We start from the raw sequence: 12836 nt of genomic DNA on the forward strand, positions 1-12836 counted from the left end.
TTTAGTTTGCCCTCTATATCACGTATTTTCACCACAAGGTAAGAACCATGGCCAAGCCACATCGTAAGTTGAAGAAAGCCAATCACGGTGCCCGTCCTGCGAATGCAAAAGCTCGCAAGTCGAAGCGTAAGAACATCAAGACCTAAGACAGATCTTGTTGCTTTGACGCCAGGATCGGAAGATCCGGCCGACGTCGTTGAACTAACCCCATTTTGTCCTAATCGGTAGCTGAAGGATTCACGGTGGCGCGAGAAGACCTGATTCTCGACCCTGCGTCGATCGACTTTGATAACGTAATCGCCGATCTCGAAGCGGTTCGGAAGACCAATCCTCAGCGATACGAGATGGAACAGCTAACCGGCATCGTTTACGACGATGTCGAGGCAGGTATCTGTGCGGGATATTTAGATATCGCGGAAGATGCTTTTTGGGTGCGAGGGCACATGCCTGGTATGCCGCTCATGCCAGGCGTTTTGATGTGCGAGATGGCTGCCCAAGTCAGCACCTGGTACGTCGTGGTGCATGACTTGATGCCCGGCAAGCGAATGGGCTTTGGGGGCTTGGACGAAGTCAAGTTCCGCGGAATCGTTCGTCCTGGTGATCGCCTGTTGTGCGTTCTTAAACAGACTCGCTACCGCCCTAATCGAATGCTCGTGTGTGCTTTCCAGAGTTTCGTCGGAAGCACCATGGTGGCCGAAGGGGTGATCCGAGGCATTCCGTTGCCAGATCAGATCTAACGCTGGTCCCGGGGTGCGGTCGCGAACTACGTGCCTGTTCTCTGCTGGTAACTCCCCATGCTTTTCCCACTGATCGATGAAAACCCAACGCGCCGTTGGCCGTTCGTGACGGTGGGACTGATCGCGATCAATACTTTGCTGCTGCTGGCGATGCTGGGTCTAGATCCACTGGAGCATAATCGCCTGTTTCTCGAGTACGGCTTCGTACCTGAGCGATTTACCGAAGCGATAGGTTCTGGCGAGTCGGTTCGAATCGATTTGGAAGAACTCGTACAGGGCTCGCCTGAAGCACACGAGGTTCTCGAAAGGAGCCAGGAAGACTCGGTCGTGACCCTGCCAGGCACGATGTCGGCGGCATTGGGGACGATCTTTTCCTCGATGTTTCTGCATGCTGGAATCGCTCACCTGGTAGGCAACATGTGGTTCCTGTGGATCTTCGGGAACAACGTAGAGGATCGGCTAGGGCATGTTCCTTACCTGTTGTTTTATTTACTGGGAGGGATTTTCGCGGCACTTGCCCATTGGATTACCGCATCCTCGACCGGGGCTTTGATTCCGACGGTTGGTGCCAGTGGAGCCGTCGCGGTCATATTGGGAGCCTATGCCGTGACGTATCCGAAAGCAAAGGTCCGTTGCGCGCTCTTTCTATTTGTCATCTTCTTCATGATCGATCTGCCGGCGCTTGCCGTGCTGGGCATTTGGATCACGTTTCAATTGGTGCAGGGCCTGGGGGCTTTGCAGGTGGGGCTCGATGGAGGTGTTGCCTGGTGGGCACACATCGGCGGGTTCCTCTTTGGCATGGCCATCATGCCGCTGCTGTCGCTGATCATTCCGGACACAACCTACGGGTCGGTTTTGAAGAAGGAACGGTCGTTCCAATTTGACCCAAGTCGTCACGACGATTTCCGCTTTTAGTTTTATCGATTACGAAACCATTATGGGCCGCAAAGCACTTCCCAAACTGAATCCTGACGTCGACTTCTCTCAGCACTTTTTCGAGTCGGATGTACTCGAAACACGCCCTGACCTGCAGTCCTACTTCCCCATGCAGCAGCCGCTAGAGGTCGAGGTGGGGACTGGTAAGGGGCTGTTCATGAAGAACGCTTCTGGCCAATGCCCCGAGCATAACTTTCTGGGTATCGAGATCGCATTCAAATATGCCCGATTCGCCGGCTACAAATTGGCCAAGGAAGGTCGTACCAACGCGGTCATGTTTCATGGCGACGGACAGAAGATCTTTCGTGAGACCATTCCCAGCGATAGCTTGGAAGCGGTGCATGTTTATTTCCCCGACCCCTGGTGGAAGGCCCGGCATCATCGCCGTCGTTTGATGAACGAAGAGTTCTGTCAGCAGATCCAGCGTGTCCTGCGTCCCGGCGGTAAACTGCATTTCTGGACGGACGTGCTGGACTATTTTGAAATGGCCGTGGAAACGCTGCACCAAGCCACGACGCTGCAAGGTCCCATCGATGTCGAAGAAACGCCAGCCGAGCACGATCTTGATTACCGCACCCACTTCGAGCGGCGGATGCGGAAGAATGAGATGGACGTGTTCCGCAGCCAGTTCTTGAAGCCAGAAGCTTAGGCTTAAGCCGAATCCAGTAGACTCTCATCCAGGCTCTCTCCCTTCGCGGGAGAGGGAGTTGAATGGGGGCTAAGCGCCTGTCGACTGGGCTGCTTGCTCTTCGGCTCGGCGTTCGTACGTGCGGCCGCCGGTTTCTTCCTGGTCTTTCGTTTCCAAGGCGATCTGATAGAGCCGCTCGCCCCCTTCGGTCGGGTACTCGCCGGTAATGCATGCCTGGCAGAGTTCGTTACTCGAAAGGTTTACTGCCCGGGCGATGGAGTCGACCGGCAGGTAACGCAGCGAATCGGCACCCAGTTGCTGGGCCATCGCTTCCTGCATTTCTTCGGTCAGAAGGTAACTGTCTCCCATGAACTTCGGAGCGAAGAGCTCGCTGATGGTCGACATGTCGATGCCGTAGAAGCATGGGGCGATGATCGGAGGACAAGCCACGCGAACGTGGATCTCTTTCGCTCCGCCGCGTTCACGCAGACGGTTGATCAGGACCTTCATGGTGGTGCTGCGGACGATCGAGTCCTCGACGAGGAAAATGCGTTTCCCTTCCAGTACTTCCCGAAGCGGGGTGTATTTGATTTCGGCGGCGCGGCGACGCTTACTGCCACTTTCGATAAATGTTCGGCCAGAATAGCGGTTGCGGATCAGGCCTTCGCGGGAAGGAATGCCCAGCTTGAACGCCATGGCGTCGGCAGCCGCTTTGCTGGTATCTGGTACCGGCACGACGATTGTGTCGCCGTCGTCTAGCGGAATATCATTCCGCTCGAGTTCGATGGCAGCTAGTTCTTCGCCCAGGTTGGTGCGGCTGACGTAGACACTTTGTCCGTCCAGAGTGCTGGCCACGTTGGCGAAGTAGATCCACTCGAAGAAACAGTGTGCTTTCCGCTTCGATTCGATGAACTGTCGGACCTCGATCTTGCCATCGGTAATGGTGATGGCCTGGCCTGGTTCGACGTTGCGGATTTCGTCTTCCTCGAAGCCGATATTAATCAGGGCGACGCTTTCGCTCGCGGCAGCGAATAGGGGGCCGGAAACGGCATAGCACAGCGGCTTGATACCGTAAGGATCACGGGCCACGAGCATTTCGCCGTAGGCGTTGAGCATGACCAGGCTGTACGCCCCATCAAATCGCGGTGCCGCGCTTTTAAGGGCGTCGAACATGGTGATCCGCTTTTCACCGGTCATCTCACGGCTTAGCTCGTGCATGATGATTTCGGTGTCGGTCTCGCGGCTGAGGTGGTGGTCGTCGTCGGCCAGCAGACGGTCGCGAAGTTCGCTGTAGTTAGAAAGCTGTCCATTGAACGCGAAGCTGAACCACTTGTGCTTCACCAGGTGGTGCCGCTCGAACGGCTGGGCGTAGCTGCGGTCGTCCTGGCCGCAGGTCGCGTAGCGGACGTGTCCGATGGCGGCGCGGCCAGCATATTCCTTCATGAGGGATTCGCTCTTGCCGCGGTGCGACAAGCGAAACACTTCCTGGACGGTACCGATGTCTCGGTGAGTGTCGATCAACTGGTTGCGATTGGGGCTGTAAGTGGTGAATCCAGCTGCCAGTTGGCCTCGATTTTGGATATCGAGCAGCATTCGCGGCATGATCCGCGAGACTTCTTCCGGGCCTTGATCAGGACAAAGAGGGCTCTCTTCGTCGCTAGGGAGGTGATAAATCGCCGCGATACCACATTCGTGGAAGAGTTCACTCATAGAATTTCAATTCAATCCTGCCGAGTTTACAGAGCCCTCCCAGACAAAATCGAATCAGCGGGATCGACATGAATGGGGGCGTGGGCCGGAAGTAGCAAGCACGCAATTATTTTAGGGGCGAAGGTGCAAATCCTCAACCGTCGCAATCACGAACTCTCGGATTCCCCCAGTCCTTTTCTCGGTTGGGTGGGAAGCATTTACGACAGGGAGAACTATCCTCGCATAAAGACGATTCAATGGGGAACTGGGCCAGGACAATCGATTCACGGATAGGACATTTCCCGAAAGCGTAAACCCCCATGGCAAGTGGCTCGTCAGGCTCTAAGATATCGTTACCAACCCACTTAGTGCCTTCTTGAAACCTTGCCACTATGACCGACTTGCTGCGGCAGGAAATCGCTACCTCGGCCCACACGATTGTCGTAAAAGTAGGAACACGCGTTCTTACTACCGACCAAGGAGTGCTCAGTGAGCAGCAGATCACCCAACTGGGGAGGCAGCTTGCTCAGTTGGCCGCTGCGGGACGACGCATGGTGTTGGTCTCTAGTGGGGCCGTGGGTGCCGGGATGAGTCAGCTCGGTTTGACCCAGCGTCCGACCGACCTGGCCAAGCTGCAGGCCGTCGCCGCCGTGGGGCAGGCCAAGCTGATCGAGCTGTATGACCGCGTTTTGCGAGATAACGGCTGCCACGCCGCCCAGGTGTTGCTGACGGCGGAAGACCTCGACGACCGCACGCGTTACCTGAACATTCGCAACACGCTGCTGAGTGTGCTCGACTTTGGCGCGATTCCGATTATCAACGAGAACGACACCGTCGCGGTCGAAGAGCTGATGCTCACGTTCGGCGACAACGATCGCCTGGCGGCCCGGGTAACCAACCTGCTGCGGGCCCCGCTGTTGATCCTGCTTTCCGATGTCCAAGGGTTGTACAACGGCTCGCCGGAACTGCCCGAGTCGAAGCTGCTGTCGGTGGTACCGAAGCTGGACGAAGAGGTGATGGGCTTTGCCCGCGATAAGAAGACGGGGCACTCGAAGGGGGGCATGGCCAGCAAGCTAGAAGCTGCCCGGATGGTGACCTCGACCGGCGAGAACATGATCATCGCCTCCGGTCGACAGCCGGACGTACTGACACGTCTTCTGGATGGCGAAGACCTGGGGACGCTATTTCTCGCCCAGGGTAAGGCCGTCACGCCTCGCAAGCGTTGGATTGGCTATTCGGTTCAACCACGCGGCGAACTGATAGTCGATGACGGGGCCGTGAAGGCGCTCGGCGAGAAAGGGAAGAGCCTTCTCCCGATTGGTGTCACTCAGGTTCGCGGGGCGTTCACGAAAGGGGATGTCGTCCGCGTGTGCAATGGACAGGGACAGGAAATTGCCCGTGGCCTGACGAACTACACTTCGGAAGAAATCGGCAAGATCTTAGGCAAACGAAGCGATCAGATCGAAGGTATTCTCGGCCATCATCCGTACGATGAAATCATTCATCGCGACAATCTGACGGTGAGCCGGGTTTAAGGGCGTAAAGATCATATGCAATGGGCATCTAAATTCTTGCAATTCCACGTTTGATCGCTTAATTCTTATCTTTTGCGACGATCTCACAAAATACCTTGCAACGCTGGCTGCCTTTACGTGACAACCAAGTTGTCGGGGCGAATTCCAGCAGCGGTTACTTCTTAGCTGTTTGCCCGTTGCAATTGGATTGCGTTGGTTGTCATCGTGACGATAACCTTTTCCCGCTTGCTTGTCTTCAAAACAACTCTCGTCATATGGTCCAAATACGGGGGAGTATTTACCGTGATCGGTTACGAAATTACGGCCAGGTGCCACAAGCTGAATTACGCGCGGTCTTACAGTGGTTGGTTCGAGGGGGACCCCAAGCTCGAGAGCAAGGCCAAAGAGGTCGCCGCGAAAGCTGTCGTCAAGCAAGTCGCCAAGCAGGGGGTCAAGCTGCTGGTGAGTGCCAGTGCCGGTAGCGTGGTGACGGTCGCTGATATTGTCTCGAAGCCGCTGCAAGGGCTTGGTTCGGCGGCGGGTCAATTGATTGCCGACAACATCCTGAAGATCAATCGAACGTTGGCCGGACAGGGGCTGATTTTTAACGACATCGCAGTGAGTTTGTCCGGCGACTTCGAGGGAGGTTATCGGATCGATACCGACGAAGACCTCGAGAAGTTGCCTCACCTGTTGGCGCTTATCCCCGAGAAGGGAACGACCGATTCGTTCATGGGGCAGTCGGTTCTTGAAATGGCCGTGATGGGCCACGTCAATTTTGCTCGATACTTGTATCAGTTCCACTTGAAGAAAGGATCAAATCAGACGTTGTATCACCTGGAAGTCAAAATCGACGTCTGATGTATCAAGCGGATTGACGCTGCCCAAAAATAAATCGGGAGGCCAGGGACCTCCCGATTCTGATGACTTTACAAGTTGACTTTCGCCGTTTGGTGAGCCGTTTACGCTTTCTTCTGGGGGAAGAAGCGTGCCAGGTGCTCTTCGCTGGGTGGCTGAGTCATCAGCGAAACGACGATCATCGCGATCGCCGCAGCTGGCACCATGGTTGCCACCGGCATCATGCCGAAGACGGTGAAGTGCGGATTCAGGGCCATGTCGCTCATATAGAAGAACAAGCACCACAGGCCGATTGCCGTGATCACACACGCATACGCACCGGCCTTGGTTAGACGCTTCCAGTACAGAGCGGCGAAAACCAGCGGGAACAAGCTCGAGAATCCGCTGAATGTCCACACACCCAGTGTAAACACGCGGCGCGGTTCGTATAGGCTCAGGATGTACGTGATCGCTACGATCGCAATGATGAAGCAGCGAGCGATGATCAGCACCTGCTTGTCGGTGAAGCGTTTCTTGCCACCGTAGTGCACGACGATGTCCTCGGTGAACATCGTGCCGATGCAAAGGAACTGGCTGTCGAGCGAAGACATGATCGCCGCCAACACGCCTGCAGTGAGCAGACCGCTGAGGAATGGCCCACTCATGTTCGCCACCATGAACGGCAGCACCGCGTTGGTGTTGAAGTGAGGTGGAATGAGTGCCCGCTCGGTGCCAGGCACAACGGCGGAGGTCGCCCAAACACCTACCAGCACGCACGGAATCCAAACGATGGCGATAAAGATCGGGTGAGCAACCACCGGTAGCTTGAAGCTCTGGGCATTCTTGGCGGTCAGCCAGTGCTGGAACAAGTGCGGGAACATGCCGACCGAAAGCGGAATAAACATGTAGGTAATGAACACCAGCATCGACATCGCTCGCGGTTCTTCAGGCGACCACTTGGTTGCCCGGTAAACGCCAGCGGTACGCTTGCGGGTCCACTTAGTGCCCAGTTCCGGCTTGTCAGGATTGATCAAGTCGTTGGGGTGCCCCATGTTCTTGTTGTAGATCGGATCGGTGTAGGCGGCGAGCACGGCATCTTCGTTGCGTTGATACTCGTTCAACTCGTGCCCGGTCATGACTTCCTTGTCCCACCACTGGGGCTTCTGTTTCGGCATGACGCGGTCATCTTGCTCCATGAATGCGTCATTCTTTTCGGCGACAGAAAGGTTAAGCAGGTTGTTAGCCACGGCAACGTTAGCTTCGGCTCGGGCCTTCCAGTTGCCGATCGGTGGGCCTTTGTAGTCGGCAATCGCTTTTGCCTTTTGCTCAGGCGTCAGTAGTTCGCCGTTGGCCTTCTTGTTGGCATAGTTGTATTCGGCCAGCGATTGCCAGGTAGCGAAGGCTTTCTCGTATTTCTGTTCGTCCGATTCGGCGACCGATCGCATAAGCTTCGACGGGTTTCGCTTTTCGACCGCTTCGGAGGCCGCTTTGACGCCACCCAAGTTGTCGGAAATGACCCAGAAGGTGATGATCCCCAGGATCATGAACACGATCGTCTGAAAGGCATTCGCCCAGGCTGTACCACGCATGCCACCGAAGAAAACGTAGATCAACACGACGATCGAAATGACCAGGCTACCCAACCAGTTGGGAACGCCGTAGTCGTACTCGGCAAACATATTCGAGAACGCGCCTTCGCTCACCGCGCTAACCACCGTGCCGGAAGCCATCACGCCGATCAGCAGATAGGGAATCACCAGGCCCACGAGAATCGGGAACAGCAGGATACCAATCTTGTCGCTTTGCAGGCGATCACGAAAGAACTGAATCTGTGTCGTGTAGCCGTACTTCTTGCCGAGGGACCAGAGCTTGATACCCAACACAAAGAAGCAAAGCGAGTGAATGATACCGCTGGAGGAAGCCAGCAAACCGTAAACGCCCACACCTTCGGCATAGGCTTCGCCGGTCGAACCGACCAGTGCGAATGCGGTCATGGTGGTGCCGAACAGGCTCATCAAAAGCAGAAAGGGGCCAATCGAGTGACTGGCCAGCATGTAGTCCTGGCTCGAGCCGCGGAACAATGTGCTGGCGAAGATACCCAAAGCCAGCAGCAATACGAGATAAACGCAGATAACTATCAACGGTACCATTATTCGCCCCCCTCAGCTTCCTGTTGAGCTTCTTCAATCAGATCCGACGGCCAGGCAAAGATGGTGGCTAGAAACCATACAAAGCCTGCACCGAGCGAAATGCCGGCTTGCCACAGGAGCGTGATCGGCATGAAGCCACCAACCAAGGTGCGATCGTCCCAGTACCAAAGATCTTGATGGAGGATGATGAGGGCTACTACTAGTAGCCATACCACGTATCTCATGGGTATGCGGCCTTCAGGGTGGAGTGGGGCAGGCAAAACACGTTGAGAAGACAGTTGGTTAAACAACTATCGGCACATTCTAAACGCCTCGGTAGCGCGATACCAGACCGAGTTGATTACTTTTCCTCGGAGTTTAGGCGGTTGGGGAAGTTGGTTTTGCGTTGGAGTCTCTCTGATCAGGCTGGTAGACTAAACCTCGTCACCCAGCCAATTACCTCCCTGGAATGACCCTGCCTGCCACCTATTCATGTGAGATTTTTGCATGTCGAATTCCCTTTCCCGCCGTCAACTTCTGGCCGCTTCGGTCTCTGGTGCCCTCCTTCCGGCTGCTTTGCAGGGGGCCGACTCCACCAGTAATTCCCCCCACCAACTTACCGAGCCCCAACGAACCATTCCCGTGGCCGGCACGACCGACGTGCTGGTTTGCGGCGGTGGCCCTGCCGGCATCGCCACGGCCATCAGTGCCGCGCGTACCGGGGCAACCGTTCGCGTACTGGAAGCACACGGCTGTTTAGGGGGCGTGTGGACCAGCGGGATGCTCTCGTACGTGATGGATGCCGAGAAGCCGGGTCTCAATGCCGAGCTTCCCCGTCGGCTCGAGCAAATGGACGCGGTTCGACACAGCGGTCCGAAGAACTATGTTTACGATGTCGAAAGCATGAAGGTCCTGCTGGAAGAGCTGTTCGACGAAAATAATATTAAGGTGCAGTATCACACGCGGATCGTGGCCGTCGAGAAAGATGCCGCCAACCGCGTGCGTGGCGTGATCACCGAATCGAAATCGGGACGTCAGGCCTGGCGTGCCAACACGGTGGTCGATACGACCGGCGATGGCGATGTCGGTGCTTTGGCGGCATGTGAGTGGGAGTTCGGCCGCGATGCGGATTGCCCGTGCCAGCCGATGTCGCTCATGGGAATCATTACGGCCAGTCCGGAAGCCCTGCAGCAGTTCGATCGGCTCAAAGGAGGTCAGACGAAAGACGAGTTTCGCGCATTCATCCAGAAAGCGGGACTCGACCCGTCGTACGCCAAGCCTACCCTCTGGTACATGGGAGGCAGTGTCGCCGCGGTGATGATGAACCACGAGTACGGCGTGCGTCCCTTCGATGCCGTGGCCGTTACCGACGCCACCATCCGTGCGCGTCGCGAGTTGTACGATATTTGCCAGGGACTACGCGGGCTCGGTGGAGCCTGGAGGGACTGTCGCCTGGTGACAACGGCCGAGCAAATCGGCGTACGTGACGGCCGGCGTATCAAGGGGCGGTACTTTGTCACGGTGGATGATGTTCGCGAAGGTGCCCGGCATGAAGACGCGATCTGCCGTAGCGAGTTCAGTGTCGATATCCATGCAGCGACACGTGAGGAAAACAAGAAGGCCGCCTACAGCGGTCAAGGCATCAAAGCCAAGCCGTTTGATATTCCGCTGCGTGCACTAATCGCCGCCGATGTCGACGGTCTGATGATGGCCGGCCGCTGCATCAGTGGCGACTTCTTCGCGCATGCCAGTTACCGTGTAACCGGCAATGCGGTAGCGATGGGTGAAGCGGCTGGGGTGACCTCGGCACTCGCAGCAAAAGAAGGTTGCTTGCCGCAGGATGTTGCCTGGAAGCCGATTTCCGAAAAGCTGGCAGAACTTCGTAAGCCGGTCGCTTAATCGCGAGTCACGATCTCTAGCAGTTCGACCGCGGGTTCGCCGTTGCAATAGATCAGAGCCGTTCGTCCGTAAACCGTTTCGTTCGGCTCGAGTCCCATCAACTCGCGAAGTTCGCTCGCCGGCTGAATGTGCCACAAGCAAGTCAGTTGGACTTCTCGCAAGACGTTGTGCTCGATCAGGACACGTCCGAGCGGGATGCGTTCGCTCTTGATTTCGTTGGCCGGCTCTTCGGCCAAGAAGTCGCAGTTCAAGCGGACGATTCCGTACTGCACGACCTTGCCGTCACTTTGCCGCGTGAGCAGGATCTTTCGCGAGTAGTACTGGCCGTCGGTTCGCTTCTCGAGAACCGTCACATCCACGTGACAGCCGTGAAAGTTCTCGACGGTCACGGTCATGTGCTCGTCGTGGGCGAGCAGTTGATGAAACGGAGCAGGCGTCTGCTGGGCAGAGACTTCCTCGAACTGGCCTAGTTCCTCGGGCTTGTCGTAAAAGAGCGCAATCAGCTCGCTAAGCTCAGGCATCGTATGGCGAGACGGTTTCACGTCGGTTCCTTTTGCTTAAAAGGGAAACGAAACTTGAGTTGGCCAACGAGGAAATTCAGGTGGGGCTATGAGGTGGGCGCGGCCAAGGGGAATTCGAGTGTAGTGGTAGGGATGACGATTGTCGGTTTGTGATCTTCCGTCGTTTCCAAAATCGAATCGACTAGATAATACAACAATCGTCGGAAGGGTTCAGGGTCGATTTCATCGGCGATTTCTTCCGCTTTTGCCCGATATTTTTCCACGAGCTGCTGTGCGGCCTCGAAAACGCCTCCTTCGAGGTAAAGGCTTCGCACCCGCTGAATCTTTGCCGCGGCGGTCAAATCAGGATCGTTCGCAATTTGAATGAGTTCGTTTTTGCGATCCTCTTTCAGGTTTTGCAGAGCCAAAGCCCACAGTACCGTTGGACGACCGCCGATGATATCGTTGCCGGCGGAAAGCTTGTTGTCCGAGTCGCCGAGCCAGTCCTTCAGGTCGTTCAAGATCTGGAAGGCGACCCCGACATGCCGGGCAAACTTTCGCATCTCGTCGCGATAATCCTCCCGCGTTTTGGCCAAGGCAATCCCACAGTGCAGGGCAGCCTCGAACGCTGGAGAAGTTTTCAACGCATATATTTTCAACGCATCGATCGGAGTCAACTCTTTGCTGGCCGAGTCGCGCCACATCAGTTCGGCCCCTTGGCCTTCCGACAGTCGCATGTGGGCTTCCGCCAATTGATCGAGGATCTTGGCGACCACTTCTGGCCCGAGCGTTTTGACTTCGCGGCTTACCAGGCGGTAGCCAAGCCCGATCATGTAGTCGCCCAGGTTGATGCCGGTCGAAATGCCGAACTGACGATGGACGGTCGGCTCGCCATAGCGGAACTCGTCATCGTCTTCGATGTCGTCGTGGACGAGCGAAGCTTTGTGGAATGTTTCAATTGCCAAAGCGCTGCGTTTGATGGCATCGCTGTAACCCGCGACGTGGGCGGCACCCTCGGGAAGTGTCCCTTGGCCGCCGGTTAGCGAGTCGTAGACAGCAAGCGTTGTGAACGGTCGCGAGTACTTGCCACCGCGACCAATGAAGTCGATCGCCAAGCGTTCGGTCGCGGCAATCGGGTCAATATTCGGGAGATCGCGAAGCTCGGCGTTGGTGGTTGCTTCGGTCTGACGCTGTGGTGCGATCAAGCGGGTCAGCTCTTGGCGATCGAACATCTCCTGAGCCGCACGCATCAGGTGGACGTATGTCGCCGTCTTCTGTTGCGGTTCGCGGTGGGGGAGGTGGATCATATCGAAGACCCACTGTTCGTCGACCGAGGTATTGCGGCAGTCGCTCGAATGCAGCGGAACGGCCATGCAAGGAATACCGGCGAGCAGGATCTTATCGAACGCCTTCTCCAGCACGTTCAAACAGGCCACACCAACGACCGCATCGACATAACCGCTCACCAGAATCTTCATCACGATGGGCGAGCCTTCGGCGACGAGAACCCGGTAGCCGAGTTCTTCGGCCTGGGTGCGGTAGTCGGCGATGCTGCATGCTCCGCAGGTTTTACAGTCGAGACCGAACTGATCGTAGTCGGCCGGACAGCCTTCGGCGTGTTTCAGGCAGTGTGGCAGCAGGAAGAGTCGTCGCTCTGGCGGAATAGCCGAGACCTGGTCACGCCAGAAGGCGGAGGTCATCATCACCAGGGTCCACCCTACGTACGATTCAGGGAGGTTCATCTCCTCAAGCAGTGCCCGGGTGATCTTCTCCATTTCGTCTTTGGAGAGGGGGCGTGACTTGTCGAGCTTCTCGCAGATCTGATAACAGCGATCCCGGATCTCTTCGCGCAGCGCCAAGCGATCGGGAACTTGTTTCAGGTGGGCCGTTTTGCGGCGGCGGGAAACCCGCTTCGTTGCACCACCGTTGGATTCAGGCTGGGAGGGGGAAGGCATAGGCAAGGTAGC

General features: G+C 56.5%; 12 protein-coding genes. 7 read left to right on the forward strand and 5 right to left on the reverse strand.

Translation table 11 applies throughout. From position 1 onward, the window contains the following. Positions 1 to 47 precede the first annotated feature (47 nt). The 4 genes from C5Y96_RS28100 to trmB all read left to right on the forward strand — a co-directional run bounded on the left by C5Y96_RS28100 (position 48) and on the right by trmB (position 2322). Complete coding sequence (locus C5Y96_RS28100; RefSeq protein WP_369299121.1) at positions 48 to 146, forward strand: 50S ribosomal protein bL37; 99 nt, start codon at positions 48 to 50, stop codon at positions 144 to 146. Between the two features lie 96 nt (positions 147 to 242). Continuing rightward, positions 243 to 737 (forward strand): 3-hydroxyacyl-ACP dehydratase FabZ family protein, encoded by a 495-nt coding sequence (locus tag C5Y96_RS03965; RefSeq protein WP_105350231.1) that lies wholly within the window; start codon positions 243 to 245, stop codon positions 735 to 737. A gap of 57 nt (positions 738 to 794) precedes the next feature. Continuing rightward, positions 795 to 1652 carry a rhomboid family intramembrane serine protease gene (locus tag C5Y96_RS03970; protein ID WP_105350232.1) on the forward strand — a complete coding sequence of 286 codons (858 nt, stop codon included), beginning with the start codon at positions 795 to 797 and terminating at the stop codon, positions 1650 to 1652. Next, positions 1618 to 2322 (forward strand): tRNA (guanosine(46)-N7)-methyltransferase TrmB, encoded by a 705-nt coding sequence (trmB, locus tag C5Y96_RS03975; RefSeq protein WP_233198769.1) that lies wholly within the window; start codon positions 1618 to 1620, stop codon positions 2320 to 2322. Before C5Y96_RS03970 ends, trmB begins: the two co-directional genes overlap by 35 nt. 69 nt (positions 2323 to 2391) lie before the next feature. On the opposite strand, the gene C5Y96_RS03980 is transcribed toward trmB, so the two are convergent. Continuing rightward, entirely contained in the window at positions 2392 to 4011 is a 1620-nt protein-coding gene (locus C5Y96_RS03980) for an amidophosphoribosyltransferase (RefSeq protein WP_105350234.1), read from the reverse strand. Positions 4012 to 4382: 371 nt separating this feature from the next. Between C5Y96_RS03980 and proB the strand changes: the two genes are divergently transcribed. Together proB and C5Y96_RS03990 are read left to right on the forward strand one after the other, a co-directional pair. After that, on the forward strand, positions 4383 to 5525 hold the full coding sequence (gene proB, locus C5Y96_RS03985; RefSeq protein WP_105350235.1) for a glutamate 5-kinase: 1143 nt from the start codon (positions 4383 to 4385) through the stop codon (positions 5523 to 5525). Between the two features lie 282 nt (positions 5526 to 5807). Then, positions 5808 to 6365 carry a hypothetical protein gene (locus tag C5Y96_RS03990; RefSeq protein WP_105350236.1) on the forward strand — a complete coding sequence of 186 codons (558 nt, stop codon included), beginning with the start codon at positions 5808 to 5810 and terminating at the stop codon, positions 6363 to 6365. A gap of 101 nt (positions 6366 to 6466) precedes the next feature. On the opposite strand, the gene C5Y96_RS03995 is transcribed toward C5Y96_RS03990, so the two are convergent. Then, the gene (locus C5Y96_RS03995) at positions 6467 to 8491 is read right to left on the reverse strand and encodes a sodium:solute symporter (RefSeq protein ID WP_105350237.1); all 2025 of its coding nucleotides are present in this window, start codon (positions 8489 to 8491) and stop codon (positions 6467 to 6469) included. Next, complete coding sequence (locus C5Y96_RS04000) at positions 8491 to 8715, reverse strand: DUF3311 domain-containing protein (protein WP_105350238.1); 225 nt, start codon at positions 8713 to 8715, stop codon at positions 8491 to 8493. Before C5Y96_RS04000 ends, C5Y96_RS03995 begins: the two co-directional genes overlap by 1 nt. Positions 8716 to 8977: 262 nt before the next feature. Here C5Y96_RS04000 and C5Y96_RS04005 point away from each other — a divergent pair, with 262 nt between their 5' ends. After that, positions 8978 to 10369 (forward strand): FAD-dependent oxidoreductase, encoded by a 1392-nt coding sequence (locus C5Y96_RS04005; protein ID WP_105350239.1) that lies wholly within the window; start codon positions 8978 to 8980, stop codon positions 10367 to 10369. On the opposite strand, the gene C5Y96_RS04010 is transcribed toward C5Y96_RS04005, so the two are convergent. Together C5Y96_RS04010 and C5Y96_RS04015 are read right to left on the reverse strand one after the other, a co-directional pair. Further along, on the reverse strand, positions 10366 to 10911 hold the full coding sequence (locus C5Y96_RS04010; protein WP_233198770.1) for a hypothetical protein: 546 nt from the start codon (positions 10909 to 10911) through the stop codon (positions 10366 to 10368). The genes C5Y96_RS04005 and C5Y96_RS04010 overlap by 4 nt on opposite strands. Positions 10912 to 10976: 65 nt before the next feature. Beyond that, positions 10977 to 12824, reverse strand: coding sequence for a polyprenyl synthetase family protein (locus C5Y96_RS04015; protein ID WP_105350241.1), 1848 nt, complete (start codon positions 12822 to 12824; stop codon positions 10977 to 10979). Positions 12825 to 12836 lie beyond the last annotated feature (12 nt).

Source organism: Blastopirellula marina, from assembly GCF_002967715.1.
Taxonomy (GTDB): Bacteria; Planctomycetota; Planctomycetia; order Pirellulales; family Pirellulaceae; genus Bremerella; species Bremerella marina_B.